This is a genomic window from Cellulomonas fulva (assembly GCF_018531375.1).
Lineage (GTDB): Bacteria > Actinomycetota > Actinomycetes > Actinomycetales > Cellulomonadaceae > Cellulomonas > Cellulomonas fulva.
The window spans coordinates 285,161-302,338 of sequence record NZ_JAHBOH010000001.1; the positions used below are offsets into that span (position 1 = coordinate 285,161).

At 74.5% G+C, this 17,178-nt stretch carries 15 protein-coding genes; 1 reads left to right on the forward strand and 14 read right to left on the reverse strand.

Features of this window, described 5'->3' with window-relative positions; all coding sequences use genetic code 11:
* Positions 1-49: 49 nt before the first annotated feature.
* The 14 genes from KIN34_RS01250 to rsmI all read right to left on the reverse strand — a co-directional run bounded on the left by KIN34_RS01250 (position 50) and on the right by rsmI (position 14,913).
* A complete protein-coding gene (locus KIN34_RS01250) occupies positions 50-517 on the reverse strand; it encodes an SRPBCC family protein (RefSeq protein ID WP_214345907.1) in 468 nt (155 codons plus the stop codon).
* A complete protein-coding gene (locus KIN34_RS01255) occupies positions 514-855 on the reverse strand; it encodes an ArsR/SmtB family transcription factor (RefSeq protein WP_214345908.1) in 342 nt (113 codons plus the stop codon). The genes KIN34_RS01250 and KIN34_RS01255 overlap by 4 nt, the downstream gene beginning before the upstream one ends.
* 51 nt (positions 856-906) lie before the next feature.
* Positions 907-1,860 (reverse strand): 4-(cytidine 5'-diphospho)-2-C-methyl-D-erythritol kinase, encoded by a 954-nt coding sequence (locus tag KIN34_RS01260; RefSeq protein WP_214345909.1) that lies wholly within the window; start codon positions 1,858-1,860, stop codon positions 907-909.
* A complete protein-coding gene (gene rsmA, locus KIN34_RS01265; protein WP_214345910.1) occupies positions 1,857-2,786 on the reverse strand; it encodes a 16S rRNA (adenine(1518)-N(6)/adenine(1519)-N(6))-dimethyltransferase RsmA in 930 nt (309 codons plus the stop codon). Before rsmA ends, KIN34_RS01260 begins: the two co-directional genes overlap by 4 nt.
* An 85-nt stretch (positions 2,787-2,871) precedes the next feature.
* On the reverse strand, positions 2,872-4,158 hold the full coding sequence (locus KIN34_RS16995) for a resuscitation-promoting factor (RefSeq protein ID WP_307858031.1): 1,287 nt from the start codon (positions 4,156-4,158) through the stop codon (positions 2,872-2,874).
* Positions 4,159-4,465: 307 nt separating this feature from the next.
* A complete protein-coding gene (locus KIN34_RS01275; RefSeq protein ID WP_214351626.1) occupies positions 4,466-5,605 on the reverse strand; it encodes a resuscitation-promoting factor in 1,140 nt (379 codons plus the stop codon).
* Positions 5,606-6,064: 459 nt separating this feature from the next.
* The gene (locus KIN34_RS01280) at positions 6,065-7,045 is read right to left on the reverse strand and encodes a TatD family hydrolase (protein WP_214345911.1); all 981 of its coding nucleotides are present in this window, start codon (positions 7,043-7,045) and stop codon (positions 6,065-6,067) included.
* Positions 7,046-7,047: 2 nt separating this feature from the next.
* Positions 7,048-8,832, reverse strand: coding sequence for a methionine--tRNA ligase (metG, locus tag KIN34_RS01285; protein ID WP_214345912.1), 1,785 nt, complete (start codon positions 8,830-8,832; stop codon positions 7,048-7,050).
* A gap of 10 nt (positions 8,833-8,842) precedes the next feature.
* Entirely contained in the window at positions 8,843-9,706 is an 864-nt protein-coding gene (locus KIN34_RS01290) for a hypothetical protein (RefSeq protein WP_214345913.1), read from the reverse strand.
* Positions 9,703-10,026, reverse strand: coding sequence for a type VII secretion target (locus KIN34_RS01295; protein ID WP_214345914.1), 324 nt, complete (start codon positions 10,024-10,026; stop codon positions 9,703-9,705). Before KIN34_RS01295 ends, KIN34_RS01290 begins: the two co-directional genes overlap by 4 nt.
* Positions 10,027-10,137: 111 nt before the next feature.
* Complete coding sequence (locus tag KIN34_RS01300) at positions 10,138-11,436, reverse strand: PQQ-dependent sugar dehydrogenase (protein ID WP_214345915.1); 1,299 nt, start codon at positions 11,434-11,436, stop codon at positions 10,138-10,140.
* A gap of 4 nt (positions 11,437-11,440) precedes the next feature.
* A complete protein-coding gene (locus tag KIN34_RS01305) occupies positions 11,441-12,100 on the reverse strand; it encodes an isochorismatase family protein (protein WP_214345916.1) in 660 nt (219 codons plus the stop codon).
* Between the two features lie 152 nt (positions 12,101-12,252).
* Positions 12,253-14,010, reverse strand: coding sequence for an ABC transporter ATP-binding protein (locus KIN34_RS01310; RefSeq protein ID WP_237689164.1), 1,758 nt, complete (start codon positions 14,008-14,010; stop codon positions 12,253-12,255).
* A gap of 54 nt (positions 14,011-14,064) precedes the next feature.
* On the reverse strand, positions 14,065-14,913 hold the full coding sequence (gene rsmI, locus KIN34_RS01315) for a 16S rRNA (cytidine(1402)-2'-O)-methyltransferase (RefSeq protein WP_214345918.1): 849 nt from the start codon (positions 14,911-14,913) through the stop codon (positions 14,065-14,067).
* A 244-nt stretch (positions 14,914-15,157) separates the two neighbouring features.
* Between rsmI and KIN34_RS17230 the strand changes: the two genes are divergently transcribed.
* Positions 15,158-17,170, forward strand: a complete 2,013-nt coding sequence (locus KIN34_RS17230) for a dolichyl-phosphate-mannose--protein mannosyltransferase (protein ID WP_214345919.1) — start codon at positions 15,158-15,160, stop codon at positions 17,168-17,170.
* Positions 17,171-17,178: the final 8 nt, after the last annotated feature.

The following is a 17,178-nucleotide window of genomic DNA, read 5'->3' on the forward strand; positions in this document are numbered from 1 at the left end:
TCGAGGCTACCCGCCGCGCGACCGCGCCCCCGTCCGGGCGGGCGGCCGCTCAGCGCGCCAGGTACGCGCCGAGCTGGTCGAGGATCCCCGCGCACCCGGCCTCGCGGCCGTCCAGGTCCTCCTGCCCGCCCGCGTACACGCCCTGCTCGGTATAGGTCAGGCGCGTGCCGCCCTCGACCGCCTCGAACGTCGTGGTGACCAACGACGTCGACAGGTACGCGTGGTCGACCCACATGTCGTAGGTGTGCACGATGCGCTCGTTCTCCACGAGGTCGCTGTAGCGCGCGACGTACCGGCTGCGCGGGCCGCCGTGCCACTGGCCGTCCTCGACCGCCAGCCCGCCGGGCCGGAAGTCGTGCGACGCCTCGTCGACGTCGAAGCTCTCCTCCGCGCCGAACCAGTGCGCGCGCTGCTCGTCGTCGGCGTGCGCGGCCCACACCCGCTCCACCGGGACGGGGTAGGTGCGCTCGATGGTGAACGAGCCGTGGACCAGCTCGGGCGTGGTCGTCGTGGTCATGACTGCTCCTGGGTGGGGTGGTCCGACGCCAGGTGGGCGCCGAGGCGGTCGAGGCGGCGCTCGGCCGGCAGCCGTTGGGCCGCCAGCCAGGCCGTGGGGTCGGTGAGCGCGCCGGGCACCAGCGAGCAGGTGCGCACGCGCCCGATCTTCTGCGACGTGACGATGCCCGCGTCCTGGAGCACGGCGAGGTGCTGCAGGACCGCCGGCAGGGACATCGCGAGCGGCTCGGCGAGCGTGCCGACCGATGCGGGACCGCGGACGAGTCGTTCGACGACCGCCCGGCGGCTCGCGTCCGACAGGGCGTGGAACACCTTGTCGAGACCGGATTGGTTAAGCATGTGCTTAAGTATTAGCCGACGAGCATGCCCCGTCAAGGGGTGAGCGGGACGTCAGTCGGTGGCGACGACGCGGGCGCCCGCGACGGGGCCGGTCGCGGTCAGCACGCGGTCGGCGACGCCCGCCGCGGTGAACGCCGCCGCGAGCACCAGGGCGTGCTGGCGGCTGCGACCGAGCGCCGCCACCGTCGGGCCCGAGCCGGAGACGACGACGCCGAGCGCGCCGGCGTCCTGCGCGACCGCGAGGGGCTGCGCCAGGCCCGGGTCGAGCTCGAGCGCGGCCGGCTGCAGGTCGTTGTGCAGGGCGGCGCCGAGCGCCCGCGGGTCGCCCGCACGCAGCGCCTGCAGGAGCGGCACGTCGTCGTCGAGGTCCGGCAGCACCGCCAGCTCGTCGTCGGGCGCGCCCGCGCGCAGCTCGTCGAGCGCGCCGTACACCGCGCCGGCGGACAGGCCGCGGTCCTGCACGGCGAAGGCCCAGTGGAACTCGCCGCGGCCCAGGACGGGTGTGAGCACGTGGCCGCGGCCCTGACCCACCGCGGTGTGCCCCTGCAGCACGAACGGCACGTCGGAGCCCAGCTCCGCCGCGAGGTCGACCAGGTCGGCGCGGCTCAGGCCGGTCTGCCACAGGGCGTCGCACGCGAGCAGCGCGGCCGCGGCGTCGGCGGAGCCGCCGGCCATGCCCCCGGCCACGGGCACGCCCTTGTCGATGTGCAGCCGCACGCCCTCGTCGACCCCCGACGCCCGCGCCAGCAGCTCGACGGCGCGCAGGGCGAGGTTCGACGAGTCCGTGGGCACCAGGTCGGACTGCGGGCCCGAGACCGTCACCACGCGCTCGTCGGACGCGCGGGCGACGACCTCCTCGAAGACCGACACGGCCTGGAAGACCGTCATCAGCGGGTGGTAGCCGTCGGGCTGCACGGGGCCCACGTGGAGCGACAGGTTGACCTTGCCCGGCGCGCGCACGCGCACCTCACGGGAGGTCACCACCTCGACGGAGCTCAGCGTCACGGCTCCACCGTGCCATGCCCGGCGCCGTCGCGCGGAAGATGCTCGGCGATCCGGGCGAACCCGGCGACGTCCACCGTCTCCCCCCGCGCCTGCGCGTCCACCCCCGCCGCCGCGAGCGCCGCGACCACGGCCTCGCCCGAGCCGAACAGGGGCGCGAGCGCCGAGCGCAGCATCTTGCGGCGCTGCGCGAACGCCGTGTCGATCACGGCGAAGACCTGCTCGCGCGTCGCGCTGGTGGTCGGCGGCTCCCGGCGGTCCAGCCGCACCAGCGCGGAGTCGACGTTGGGCGCGGGCCAGAACACCGAGCGCCCGACCGTCGCGGTGCGCCGCACGTCCGCGTACCAGGCGGCCTTGGCCGACGGCACGCCGTACGTCCGGCTGCCCGGGGGCGCCGCGAGCCGGTCCGCGACCTCGGCCTGGACCATGACCAGCCCGTGCTCGAGGGAGGCGAACCGCTGGAGGAACGTCAGCAGCACGGGGACCGAGACGTTGTAGGGCAGGTTCGCGACGAGGGCGCGCGGGGGCGGTCCCGGCAGCTCGGTGACCTGGAGGGCGTCGCGCAGGACCACCGTGAGCCGGGGGTCGCCCGCGGCGTCGCGCAGCACCGCGGGCTCGTCGGGCGCGGTGCCGTCCGGACGCAGCCCGGCGTGCGCCGCGACCGTGCCGGGCAGCAGACGCGCCAGGACCGGGTCGATCTCGACCGCGACCACGTCCGCGCCCGCCTCGAGCAGGCCGAGCGTCAGCGAGCCCAGCCCCGGCCCCACCTCGACCACCCGCATGCCCGGCTCCACGCCCGCCTGCCGGACGATCTTGCGCACCGTCCCGCCGTCGAGCACGAAGTTCTGCCCGAGCGTCTTCGTCGGGCGGACGCCCGCACGCTCCGCGAGGTCGCGGATCTCCACGGGGCCGAGCAGCGTCACGGTCATGCGGGGAGCCTACGAGAGCCGGTACGACGACGCCCCGCCCTCCCGCGCGCGGCGGGAGGACGGGGCGTGCGTCACGCTCGCGGGGTCAACTGAACAGCCGGCTCCCGCAGACCGGCCACTGGCCGGCGCCCGAGCGGAGGTAGAGCATCTTGGCGCGCGCGGTCTGCTCCGCGGCCGAGGCCTGCGAGGGCAGGCCCGAGCCGCCGACGGCCTGCCACGTCGCCACCGAGAACTGGTAGAGGCCGTGGTAGAGACCGTTCGAGGAGACGATCGACGGGTTGCCGCCCGACTCGCACTGCGCCAGCGCGGGCCAGTTGAGCGAGTCCGCGTCGGTCGTGTCGCCGATCGGGCCGGGGTTGCTGGGCCGGCTCGGGGTCGGCTGGACCACCGGGCGCTCCTTGGTGCCGACCGCGATGACCTCGTCGACCGGCTTGCGCGTGATGCGGTTGGTGACCTCGACGCGCGAGGTCTCCTTGCCGTCCACCGTGGTGACGCGGTCGACGATCAGGCGCAGCCCGGTGACACCCTCGGTCACCACGGACTCCTCGCCCTCGTACGCGTCCTCGTCCTGCGTGGTCGAGGAGTCGTACTCGAGCTTCTGGACCCGCTTGACGTCCTTCACGACGACCCGCTGGACCACGACGACGACGTGGCCGTGCACGTCGTTGCGGACCGAGACCCGGTCCAGGTCGTTCAGCGTGATGCCGGCGTCGTCGAGCGCGCCGGCCACCGTGGTGTCCGCGTCGTCGACGTCGACCATGTCGCCGTCCACGATCACGCGGGCCGGGCCGTCGATGCTGAGGTCGAGCGCGAGCTGCGGGCGGCCGCCCGACGAGCGCGACGCCACGAGCTGGACGTCGGGGTCGCGGGTCGCGAGCAGGTCGAGCGCCTCGTCGGCGGTCAGGGCGGTGGTCCACACCTGACGCTGCTCGCCGTCCTGGTCGACCCAGATCTGGTGCGCCGAGCGCACCGTGACGACCGCGCCGTCCGTGAGGGCGCCCGAGGGCGAGACCGCGTCGCGGGCGCCGACCGTGATGCCCTCGTCGGTGAGCAGGTTGTCCACCGAGCCGGCGAACGTGCTGACCTGGTGCGTGACGCCGTCCACGTCGACCGTGACGGTCTTGTGCGCCTGGGCGTAGGCGGCGGTGCCGCCGCCGATCACCAGCGCGCCCGCCGCGACGGCGGCCGGCAGGACCAGGCGCCGCTTGCGCCCGCCCTGGGGGGTGTCGTCGCCCTCGGGGGGCGTCGGGGTGGTGACGTCGAGGGCCTCGGTGGGGGCCGTCTGCGACGAGGTGGCGCGAGTACGCGCGGAGGGGCGAGCGAGGCGGGTGAAGAACTGCACGTGGCTCCAGCCGTCGTGGGACCCGGGCACGGGGTCAGGAGCGCGCCCGTACGGACGCCCGACGTGCGGGCCCGGCGGACCGGGCGGTGCCGTGGCGCCTGGAGGGAGGCACCACCGTCGGTTCCGGATCCCCGATCCGGCTGTCGAGCGCCGCCCCGGATGACCGTGGACGGCGACGCTGCGTGAGGGGCGTTCGAGCCCGCTGGCCGCACAGCGACACGCGACCGTAACCCAATCGTGATCATCCGTCCACCACGGACGGATCGGGCCACGAAGGGTCGGTCAAGCGGCGACCCGTGGCGCCCCAAGCCGTGACCGAGCGGCGGTCACGGGCGGGTCAGTACCAGTGCTTCACCTGGAAGTGGGACCACGCGCCGCACGGGGTGCTGTAACGACTCTTGATGTAGTTCAGACCCCACGTGATCTGCGTCGCAGGGTTGGTGCGCCAGTCTGCGGCCACCGACGCCATCTTGGTGCCGGGCAGCGCCTGCGGGATCCCGTAGGCACCCGACGACCGGTTCTCCGCATTCACCCGCCAGCCGCTCTCCGCGGTCCACAGCGGGAGCAGGCAGGCGAACTGGTCGTCGCCCCAGCCGCGCGCCGCGGCCATCTGCTTGCCGAGCGCCTGCGCGGTGCCCGGGGACACGTTCACCGCCGTGGGCAGCTCCGCCGTGCCGACGGTGACGACCTGCGTGACCGGTGGCGTCGTGATCACCGACGTCACCACGGTGCGTCCGACGACCGCGCCGCCGACGACCTCGAGCTCGTAGGTGGTCGTCCGCACGCCGGCCTTGCCGGGCTGCGTGATGATCCGCGTGCCCTTGGGGAGGGAGTCGTCCTCGACCTCCTCCTCGTCGAAGGGGAGCGCCTCGGTCACCACCTCGCCGCTGCTCTGGCCGCGCGTCACCAGGACCGCGAGGCCGTCCACCGCCGCCGCGTCGAGCGGCACGGAGACCTGGTCGCCCTCGTTCAGCACCAGGCCGATGTCGCGCAGCGCGTCGCGCACCGTCGCGCCGGTGCTCACGCCGTCGATCACCTGGCCGTCCACGACGAGGTGGATCTCCTTGAGCGTCGAGACGTGGAGCGTGCCGCGGCCGAGCGCGGCGGAGCGGGACGCCGACAGGCGCACCTCGCCGTCGCGCAGCCCCATCCCGTCGACCGCCTCGCCGACCGTGAGCGCCGTGGTCCAGACCGTGCGCGGCGCCCCGTCCACCTCGACGTCGAGCTGGCGCGCGTGCCGGACGACGATCTGCTCGCCCTTGCCGACGGCCTGGTCCAGGCCCGGCGCGACCAGGTCCCGCTCGCCGACCTCGATGCCGCCCGCGCCCAGCACCTGGCCGACCGTGCGGCCGAAGCCCTCGACCTGCACCACGGAGCCGTCGACGTCGACGGTGACCTCCTTGTGCATGACCGCGAACGCGCTCGTCGCGCCCGCGACCAGCGCGAGCACCAACCCCTGCGTGACCGCGCGCGCCATCCGGCGCGGAGGTCCGGCGCGGTGGGTCCGGCGAGAGCCGTCGGTGACGGGGCGCTCTCGCGACGTGCTCACGCGGCGGGTCCTTCCGTCGTCGGGGCGGGCCTCGCGCAGCGCGCGGCGGCCCGGGTGGAGGTGCTCGTCGTCCTGTTCGTCATGCCGTGTCAGCCCTGCCCCGGCCGGACGACCGTCCGACCGTAACCGATCTGTGATCGGCAGCGGTAGCCGAGAACTCGACCCCCCGGCGCCACGATCACCCGGCCGCTCCCGCGCCCCCGGCGTGTCGCCCGGCGTGTCGATCGACGCGCCGCCGGCCCGGGCCGCCGAACCCCTCGGCCGCCGCCTTCAGCGACGCCGTGGTGGTGCGACACGCCGCGTCCGGCACGGCGTGTCGCACCACCACGGCTTCACCGAAGCTGCCGAGCACGAGCCGGGATCCGGCGGCCGACCGACGGTGCGGCGTCACCAGGGGCCGTAGACCTGGTCCGTGGTGCGGGTCAGGGCGGCGCAGAGCTCGGGCAGGTCCTGACCCCGTGCCTCCGCCAGCGCGCGGACCGTGCCGCCGAGCAGGTAGGGCGCGTTGGGGCGACCGCGCCACGGGTGCGGCGTCAGGTACGGCGCGTCGGTCTCGACGAGCAGCAGGTCGACCGGCAGCGCCCGGGCCGCCGCGCGCAGGTGCTCGTTGGCCGGGTAGGAGACGGGACCCGCGAACGAGCAGAACCAGCCGTGCTCGGCCGCCACCTGCGCCAGCCCCTGGTCGCCGGAGAAGCAGTGGAACACCGTGCGCTCGGGCGCACCGTCGCGCAGCAGCAGCTCGACGACCTCGTCGTGCGCGTCCCGGTCGTGGATCTGCAGCGCGAGGCCGAGCTCCTTGGCGAGCGCGACGTGCGCGCGGAACGCCTCGCGCTGCACCGCGCGCCCCAGCGGCCCGGCGCGGAAGAAGTCGAGTCCCGTCTCGCCGATCGCGCGGATGCGCGGGTTGCCGCGCGCGGTCGTCGCGACCAGGTCCAGGGCCTCGTCGAGCGGCATCGCGTGCCACTCCTGCGGGTCGGGCTCGAGCCCGTCCGGGGCCACCTCGCGCACGCCCGCGTGCAGCACCGCCTCGTTGGGGTGGACGGCGACGGCCCCGACGAGCGAGGGGTGCTCGCGCACCACGGCGTCCGTCCAGCGCACCGACCCGACGTCGCAGCCCACCTGCACCATGCGCGGCACGCCGGCCGCCGCCGCGCGCTCGAGGTGCGCGACGAGCCCGGGCAGCTCCGGCTGTGCGCCGGACTGCTCGTCCGACTGGGCGCCCGATCGCGTGCCCGACGGCGCGCTCGGGCCGGTCCAGCCGTCCGCGCGCCAGGTGACGACGGTCTCCAGGTGCGTGTGGTTGTCGACCACCGGCACCGGGAGGGGCTCGGGCGTCGCCGGCCACCCGCGTTCGCGCGTGCGTGCCATCGTCAGCGCGACCGGTAGCGCTCGAGCTCCTCCTCGACGATCGAGTCGTCGAGCTTGGTGAACACCGGGGTCGGCTTCGCCACCGGGGTCCCGGGCACCAGCGCCGTCGTCGCCCACGCGGGCACGTCGCGGTAGTCCCCCGTGATCACCGGGTAGGAGCGCGAGTCGTCGTCCAGATCCGTGACCTCCTCGAGCCGCGGCTGCGGCGCGAACACGCCCGTGCCGCCCAGCGTCTCGTGGACCTTCTGCGCGGAGTGCGGCAGGAACGGGGCCAGCAGCGTGTTGGCGTCGCTGACCACCTGCGCGGCGGTGTTCAGCACCGTGCCGAGCCGCTCGCGGTCCGCGGTGAGCTTCCACGGCTCGGTGTCGGAGACGTAGCGGTTCGCCTCCTGGACCACCCGCATCGCCTCGGAGATCGCCGCGCGGTGGCGGTGCGTCCCGACGAGGTCGCCGACCGTGCCGAACGCCGCGCGTGACTGCTCGAGGATCCCCCGGTCCACGTCCAGCAGCGGGCCGGCGGCAGGGATCTCCCCGAAGTTCTTGTGGATCATGCTCGCGGTGCGGTTCACCAGGTTGCCCCAGCCGGCCACGAGCTCGTCGTTGGTGCGGCGCAGGAAGTCCGCCCACGTGAAGTCGGCGTCCTGGTTCTCCGGCCCGGCGACCGCGATGAAGTAGCGCAGCGCGTCCGGCTGGTAGCGCGCGAGCATGTCCCGCACGTAGATGACGATGCCGCGCGACGACGCGAACTTCTTGCCCTCCATGGTGAGGAACTCGCTGCTCACCACCTCGGTCGGGAGCTGCAGCTGCCCGAACGCCCCCGGCGCCCCGCCCTTGTCCCCCAGCCCGTCGTAGCCCAGGAGCTCGGCGGGCCAGATCTGGGAGTGGAACGTGATGTTGTCCTTGCCCATGAAGTAGTAGGACAACGCCTCCGGGTCGTTCCACCAGGCGCGCCATGCGTCGGGGTCACCCGAGCGGCGGGCCCACTCGATCGACGCGGACAGGTAGCCGATCACGGCGTCGAACCACACGTACAGGCGCTTGTTGGGGTTGGACTCCCAGCCCTCGAGCGGCACGGGGATGCCCCAGTCGATGTCCCGGGTCATGGCGCGCGGCCGCAGGTCGTCGATGAGGTTGAGGCTGAAGTTCAGCACGTTGGGTCGCCAGTCGGTGCGCGTGCGCAGCCAGGCGTCCAGCGCGTTGGCGAACGCCGGCAGGTCGAGGAAGAAGTGCGTCGACTCGACGAACTTCGGGGTCTCGCCGTTGATCCGGCTGCGCGGGTTCTTCAGGTCGATCGGGTCCAGCTGGTTGCCGCAGTTGTCGCACTGGTCACCGCGCGCGCCGTCGTAGCCGCAGATGGGGCAGGTGCCCTCGATGTAGCGGTCCGGCAGGGTGCGCCCGGTGCTCGGGCTGATCGCGCCCATGGTCGTCTTCTCGACCATGTAGCCGTTCTTGTGCACGGTGCGGAACATCTCCTGCACCACGGCGTAGTGGTTGCGCGTCGTCGTGCGGGTGAACAGGTCGTACGTCAGGCCCAGTGCCGTCAGGTCCTCCGCGATCACGCGGTTGTACTTGTCCGCGAGCGCCTGCGCCGTGGTCCCCTGCTTGTCCGCCTCGACCAGGATCGGCGTCCCGTGCTCGTCGGTGCCCGAGACCATGAGGACGTCGTGGCCCGCCATGCGCATGTACCGGGAGAAGACGTCCGAGGGGACGCCGAATCCGGCGACGTGACCGATGTGGCGGGGGCCGTTCGCGTAGGGCCACGCGACGGCGGACAGGATGCGGGACATGCGCCCGATCCTAGGTGAGCGGGAGCTGCACGCACCGTCCGTCCCGCGTGGTCCACGTCGGCGGCGGCGGCGGGACGAACGGCGAGACCGTGGTCGTGAAGAGGCCGACCGCGTCCACCACCGTCTCGACCTTCTGGTCCACGCGCGCGAGGTCCGCCATGCGATCGACGCGCGCGACGACTCGCGACAGCAGCTCGGGCAGGTCGTCGGTCCGACGAAGGAGGTTCGCGATCGTCTCGAGGGTCCCGGTCACCGTGAGCGCGAGCCGCTGCGCGAGCCGCGCGACCCGCTTGCCGACGTCGGCGGCGATCTTGGGCAGAGCGAGGCCGCCCGTCAGGAGCGCCTGGCCGAGAGCGCTGCTGACCATGGCGACCAGCTCGGACAACGCCTCACGGATCAGGTCGTGCACCGCGTGGACGATGCTCGCGCAGACCCGCACCGCCGCCGACACCCCGTTGCAGACCGCACCCAGTCCGTCGACGAGCGTCGCCTGCATCCCCGAGTGCACGCGGTAGGCGGCGACGTGCGCGCCCTCGAGCCCGACGAGGTCACGCGCCGCGTCGTCGCGCAGCCCGGTGGCCACAGCGCCCACCGTGAGGCCGACCGCGGCCCACTGGTCCGCCGACCGCTCGACCTGCTGGAAGTCGCCGGTGAAGTCGTTGAACCAGTCGCACAGCGGGTGCAGGTGCTCGAGCACCCAGCCCGCACCCATCGACGCGAGCTCGCCGATCGGATCGAGGACGAGGCCGACGGCGCCTGCCGCCGCCCCCAGACCGGTGACCGCTGCGGCGACCCACCTCCCGCTGCCCAGGTCGTTTACCACGTTCAGGATGTCCTCGGGCAGACCGGATCCCGTGAGGTCGGGCGTGCTCACAGCACCACCGCCTCGAGGAGGCGGCGACCCCTCGCGAGCACGTCGCCGACGACCGAGTCGAGCTCCTGGTACGCCACGGCCGACGCCTCCAGGCCGCCCGCGGTCGCCGACAGGCTCGCGGACGCCGCCGCGAGCGCGCCGCAGACCCCGGTCTGCAGGCGTCCGACCATGAGGCCCAGGCCCGCCATCACGACCCCGTACGCCGCCTGGTCCACCGCTGCCACAGCCTGGTCCACGCTGCGGTCCAGCTCGCCTGCGCGGCCCTCCACGTGCGACGCGTGCCTGCGCAGCGCCGCCAGATCGATGTCGAACCCCTCCACCTGTTCCCCCTGCCTCGCCGTTCCTCGGTGGCGCGACGGTAGCGAGCAGCTCACGTTCGGCGTCGGGAGGCCTGTGGATGGCCGTGCGCGGCGGGAGCCGGCGAGCTCGGGTCAGTCGACGACGACGCGCAGGAGCCGGTCGTCGCCGTCGGACGGCTCGCCGCGGCCGTCGCGGTTGTTCGTCAGCACCAGCAGCGCGCGCTCGTCGTCGGACGCGTCCTCGTCGGACCGTGAGCCGGGGCCGCCCGCCGTACCCAGCGCCACCACGGCGCGGAGACGACCGTGCTCGCCCGTGAGGAGCGCCTGCGGCTCACCGACGCCGTCGGCGTCGGTCTCCCCGACCGGCCGCAGCGGGACCCGCCACAGCGTCTCCCCGCGCAGCCCGGCGAGGTAGACGGCCTCGTCGGTCACGGCCAGGCCGCTGGGCGACGCGTCGTCGGTGGCCCAGACCGCGACGGGGTCGACGAAGTCGCCGCCGCCGCCCCGGCCCTCGACCACCGGCCAGCCGTAGTTGGCGCCCGGGTGGATCACGTTGAGCTCGTCCCACGTGTCCTGGCCGAACTCGGCGGCGAACGTGCGCCCGTCGGCGGACCACCCGATGCCCTGCACGTTGCGGTGCCCGTAGCTCCACACCGGCGACCCGGCGAACGGGTTGCCGGGCGCGGGGTCGCCGTCGGGGGTCACGCGCAGGATCTTGCCGCCGAGCGAGTCGAGGTCCTGCGCGGCGTCCGGGTCCCCCGCGTCACCCGTGGTGATCCACAGGCAGCCGTCCGGGCCCAGCGCGACGCCGCCGCCGGAGTGGTACCACTGACGCGGGATGCCGGTCAGGACGGGGGTGAGGTCGCCGAGGGTCGTCCCGCTCAGCGTCGCGCGCAGCACCCGGTTGTCGTCGGCGGTCGTCGCGTACAGCGCCACGTCCACCGCGTCGTCGCGCTCCGCCAGCACGGTCACGCCCAGCAGGCCGCTCTCCGCCTCGTGCACCACGACGTCCGCGAGCTCGTCCGCGCCCGGGCCGTCGACCGGCGTGACGGTGCCGTCCGGCTCGACGAGCACCACGCCGGCGTCGTCGCGCAGCGTGAGCAGGACCCGGCCGTCGGACAGGGGCGCGATCCCCCACGGCACCGCCAGGTCGGTGGCGACCGTGCTGACCTCGACGCCGACGGTCGCGCTGCCGGGCGCGACGTCCGCGTCCTCGTCGGCCTCGGGGAGCGTGGTGCACCGAGCGGGTCGCGCGTCAGGAGTCGGCGTCGGGCTCGGGCCGGGCGCGCTCGTCGTCGGGTCCGACGAGGGCGCGGTCGCGTGCCGCGCGGACGTCACGGTGGGCGCGGGCTCGTCGCCGGGTCCCGTGCACCCCGCCAGGACGAGCACGACGACGAGCGCCCCCGCCCCGGTCAGCGCGCGAGGCACCACGCGGTCACGCCCCGGGGTCCGACGAGCGGGCGCCGTCCGAGGCGCCGGTGCCACCCTCGCCGTCGGCGGCCGAGCCCGCCGGGAACGCCGCGTCGCTCGCCGTCAGCTCCACGCCGGCCGCCCGCAGCTCGTCGCGCGCGGCCGCCCCCAGCTCGGGCGTGACCGGCACGGTGAGGTCGGTCAGCACGCGCGTGCGCAGGCCCTCGGCGTGCGCGTCGAGCGCGGTCGCGCGCACGCAGTGCGACTCCGCGATCCCGACCACGTCGACGTCGGTCACCCGCTCCTCGCGCAGGATCGCCGCGAGCGAGCGCCCCTCGCCGTCCACGCCCTCGAAGCCGGAGTACGCGGCCGCGTACTCGCCCTTCTTCACGCTGACGTCCGGACCGAGCTCCGAGAGCGCGGGATGCAGCTCGGCCTCCTCGGTGCCCGCGACGCCGTGGGGCGGCCACGTGTCGACGAAGTCCGGCTGCTCGGAGAAGTGCGCGCCGGGGTCGACGTGCCAGTCCTGCGTGGTGACGACCAGGTCGTACCGGTCGTGCGTCGCGGCCGCGTACCGCGCGATCGCCTCGGCCACGGCGTTCCCGCCCGCCACGGGCAGCGCGCCGCCCTCGCAGAAGGTCGGCTGCACGTCCACGACGAGCAGCGCCCGACGCCCCTCACCCATCACGGTCTCCCTCGCGTCCGGTCCTCCTCCACCCTCGCACGCCGGGTCCGCCCCCGCGCGGCACCCCGGCGGTCGAGGACCCGTCCCGGGGCGGACGACCGGTGCCGACGTCCGCTGAGCCGTCCGGCGCAGATCAGGCCGGGCGCGTCAGGTCACGCGGGGGCCGCGAGGCGGTGGAGGTCGGCGTACGCGCCGTCGGCGGCGACGAGCTCGTCGTGCGACCCGATCTCGACGAGCCGGCCGTCGCGCATCACGGCGATGCGGTCGGCGCCGCGGATCGTGGAGAGCCGGTGGGCGACCACGAACGTGGTGCGTCCGCGCATGAGCCGGGCCAGCGCCTCCTGCACCAGCCGCTCGGACGCGGTGTCGAGCGCGGACGTGGCCTCGTCGAGCACCAGCACGCGCGGGTCGCGGACTAGGGCGCGGGCGATCGCGAGCCGCTGCCGCTGCCCGCCCGAGAGCCGGGCGCCGCGCTCGCCGATCACCGCGTCCAGCCCGCCCATCGCGTCGACGAAGTCCAGCGCGTTCGCGTCCCGCAGCGCCGCGAGCACCACCTCGTCGGACAGGTCGCGGGACCCGTAGGTGACGTTGTCCCGCACGCTGCCCTCGAACAGCAGCGACTCCTGCGGGACCACGGCGAGATGACGCCGGTAGGAGCGCAGGTCGAGCTCGGTCATCGGGCGGCCGTCGAGCAGGATCCGACCCTCGGTGGGGGTCAGGAAGCCGATCACCATGTTGAGGACGGTCGACTTGCCGGAGCCGGACGGCCCGACCAGCGCGACCGTCTCGCCCGCGCGCACGTGCAGGGTCAGGCCGTCGATCGCGGTCTCGTCGGGCGCGTCGTCGTACGCGAAGCGCACGTCCTCGAGGTCGACGTCGCCGCGGACCGCCGCGACCTGCGCCTTGCCGTGGTTGCGCTCGACGTCCGGGTCGGTGAGCACCTCGCCCATCGAGCGGACGGACTCCAGCCCCTTGGCGATGATCGGCGTCAGGGACATCAGCGCCGTGACCGCGCCGGTGAGCGCGACGAAGTAGGCGGACAGCATCGTGACGTCCCCCGCGCTCATCCCGAACCGCCCGGTCCAGGCAATCCACGCGGCACCGACCAGGGTCGCCACCGACAGCAGCTGCATGAGGATCCAGGACAGCGACCCGAACCAGCCGTTCGTCACGTCGAGCCGGAAGCCGGCGTTGCGGACGCCGACGAGCGTCGCGTCCATGCGCTCGAGCTCGTCACGCTCCAGCCCGTGCGCGCGGGTGATGGGGATCAGGTGGGTCATCTCCGAGACGCGCGCGGACATGTGCTCCACCTCGGCGCGGAACGCCGCGTTGCGGGCGGACATGCGGCGCCGCATCGACACGACGAGCGCGGCGCCCGCGGGCACGGCCACCAGGTACACCGGGAGGAACTCGGGCACCCGGATCGCCGTGATGACGATCGCGCCCGCCAGGGTCGTGACGGCGGCCATGCCGGAGTCGAACGCCTGGCGCGTGCTCTCCACGACGTTCTCCACGTCGCGCACGATCTTGGCCTGCAGCACCCCCGCGCTGACCCGGCGGTGGAAGCCGATCGACAGCTCCTGGAGCCGCTGCGCGAGCGCCATCCGCAGCCCGGTCTCCACCGTGCGCACCGAGCGGGACAGCATCCGCGTGTAGAGCTGGTGCAGCGGCAGGTTCTGCAGGATCAGCACCGCCATGATCGCCGCGTTCACCCACAGCTCCGTGAGCGGCCGGTGGTCGACCACCACGTCGATGATGTTGGCCGTGAGCAGCGGGATCACCCAGATCGGCGAGTGCTTGAGCGTGAACGCGGCCGCGGCGACGACGAGCCGGCGGCGCTGGCCGCGGAACATCCGGCCGAGCGTGCGCACGGGCTGGTCCCGCAGGTACACGTCCTGGAGGGGCGGCATGGCGATCACGCCCAGCATCGTAACGATTCGAGGCGCCCCGGGGGAGGGGGTCCGTCAGCCGCGCTGGAGCGCCGCCTCGTACAGCGTCCTCGTCGGGACCCCGGCCGTGGCGGCGACGTCCCGCGCCGCGTCCTTGAGGCGCTCGCCCGCGTCCACCCGGGCGCGCACCTGCGCGACGAGCGCCGGCAGGTCGTCCGCGCCCGCGGACCGCGTCGCACCGCCCACGACGACGACGACCTCGCCCCGCACCTCGCCCTGCGCCCACTCGACGAGCTCCGCGAGCGACCCGCGGACCACCTCCTCGTAGGTCTTCGTCAGCTCGCGGCACACCGCGGCAGGCCGGTCCGCGCCGAACGCCTGCGCCATGGCACCCAGCAGCGTCGCGAGCCGGTGCGGCGCCTCGAAGAAGACCATCGTGCGGCGCTCGTCGGACAGGTCCGCGAGGACGCGCGCCCGCTCGCCGGGCTTGCGGGGCGGGAAGCCCTCGAAGCAGAACCGGTCGGTCGGCAGCCCGGACAGCGCGAGCGCGGTCAGCACCGCGCTCGGTCCGGGGGCGGCGGTGACCGTCAGGCCGGCGGCGACCGCGGCCGTGACGACACGGAAGCCCGGGTCGGACACCGCGGGCATGCCCGCGTCGGTCACGACGAGCACGGTGCCGCCCCCTGCGACCACGTCGAGCAGCTCCTGGGCCCGCGCGGCCTCGTTGTGCTCGTGGTAGCTCACGACGCGCCCCGACACCTCGACGCCCAGCCGGCCGACGAGCGCGCGCAGGCGCCGCGTGTCCTCGGCGGCCACCACGTCCGCGCTCGCGAGCAGGTCCCGCAGGCGGGCGGACGCGTCCTCCACGTTGCCGATCGGCGTCGCCGCCAGCACCAGCCGCCCACCGGTCACCGAGGCGCTCACGCACCCACCGCCGTGACGTGGACCTGGACCGCTCTCATGCGGGCATTGTGCCCCGTCGCAGGGTCGCGGCGCCCGACGCCACCAGCAGAGCCCGAGAGCACGCGACCTCGCCGGGACGGTGGGCGGGGGCGGGCGGCCCCGCCGGGACGGTGGGCGGGGGCGGGCGGGCTGGGGTCCGGGAGGTGAATCGATGCCGGTGTCCGGTTCGCGCCCCGGTGACGGGGTGCGCCCGTAGCATGTCCGCGTGCCGCAGACCGACGACGACGCCCCCGACGACGCCTCGTCGACCGAGCGCGCGCGCCCGTCGTCCGACGTCGCCGCGCCCGACCTCGCAGCGCCCGACCGTGCTGCGCCCGACCTCGAAGCGCCCGACCGTGCTGCGCCCGACCGTGCTGCGCCCGACCGTGCTGCGTCCGAGGCCGCCCCGGCTGGGCAGGACCATCAGGCGGGCGCTCCGGCCGGCGACGAGGAGCCGGAGCGCTCGGACGTGGCGGCCGCGAACCCGTGGGCACCGGTCTCCGCCGGACCGCTCTCACGCGGTGCGCACCCCGAGGGCGACGATACGAGCGCCCGCGTCGCCGTCCTCGAGCCCGGCGAGCGGGACCCGCACGCCCTCGGCCCCGACGACCCCGCGCCCCTCGCGGCGGAGCCCTCGGTACCCGCGGCGCCCCCGACGCGCGAGGAGCTGCTCGACCGCCTGCTCGGCCGCGCGACGCTCGTGCTCGACGCCACCCGCCGCGGACGGCTGACGGGCTGGGCGTGGGCGCTGGCGGTCACGGTGCTCGCCGGGGTGCTGCGGTTCTGGGACCTCGGCAAGCCGCACTCGCTCGTGTTCGACGAGACGTACTACGTCAAGGACGGCTGGTCGCTGGTCGAGCGCGGCTACGAGGCGGACTGGGGCGAGGACCCGAACCCGGCGTTCGAGGCCGGAGACGACTCGAGCCTCGGCACCGGTGCCGAGTACGTGGTGCACCCGCAGGTCGGCAAGTGGCTGATCGGGCTGGGGATGCGGCTGACCGGCAGCATGGAGAGCGCCTTCGGCTGGCGCCTGGCGACCGCGCTGCTCGGCACGCTCAGCGTGCTGCTGATCGCCCGGATCGCGCGTCGGCTGTTCGGCTCGACCGCGTGGGGCACGGTCGCCGGCCTGCTGCTCGCGGTCGACGGCATGGCGATCGTGATGTCGCGGACCGCGCTGCTGGACCCGATCCTCATGTTCTTCGTCCTCGCGGCGTTCGGTGCGCTGCTGCTGGACCGCGAGCAGGCCCGGCGCCGGCTCGCGGAACGGACCGCGGACCTGCTCGCGCAGGGGGCGGACCTGGGCTGGGGGCCGCACCTCGGCTTCCGCTGGTGGCGGCTGGCCTCGGGCGTCCTGCTCGGGCTGGGCATGGGCACCAAGTGGTCGGCGATGTACTTCCTGGCGGTCTTCGGGCTGCTGTCGGTGCTGTGGGACGCGACCGCCCGGCGCGCGGTGGGCGTCCGGGGCTGGGCGGGCGCGGCCGTCGTCAAGGACGGCCTCGTGGCGGCCGTGGTGATGGTCGGGTCGGCCGTCGCGGTGTACCTGGCGTCGTGGTGGTCGTGGTTCGCGCACGCCCAGGCCTGGGGGCGCACGTGGGCGGCGGACCACCCCGGTGCGGGCGTGACCTGGCTCCCGGACTCGCTGCGCTCGTTCGTCGAGTACCACCGGCAGATGTGGGAGTTCCACAACGGGCTCGAGACGCCGCACACCTACGCCGCGCACCCGCTCGGCTGGATCGTGCAGTGGCGCCCCACGTCGTTCTACTGGGACAGCGAGCTGTCCGCCCTCAACGGCGGCGACGCGCAGGCCGCCTGCGGCGCGGACCACTGCGCGCAGGCGATCCTGGCGATCGGCAACCCCGTGCTGTGGTGGTCCGGTGCCGCGGCCGTCCTGGTCGCGGTGTTCTGGCTGATCCGCTACCGCGACTGGCGCGCCGGCGCCGTCCTGTCCGGCCTGCTGGCCGGGTGGGTGCCGTGGTTCGCCTACGCCCACCGCACGATCTTCGACTTCTACTCGATCGCGTTCACGCCGTGGGTGGTGCTGACGCTGGTGTACGTCCTGACGCTGATCGTCGGGCCGGCGACCCTGCCCCGCGAGGCACGCCGCGGAGCGATCATCGGCGTCGGGGTGTTCCTGGGCGTCGTCGTCGCCGTGAGCGTGTACTTCTACCCGCTGTGGGCGGGCTGGACGGTGCCGTACGACTTCTGGCACCAGCACATGTGGCTCCAGACCTGGATCTAGGCGTCGTG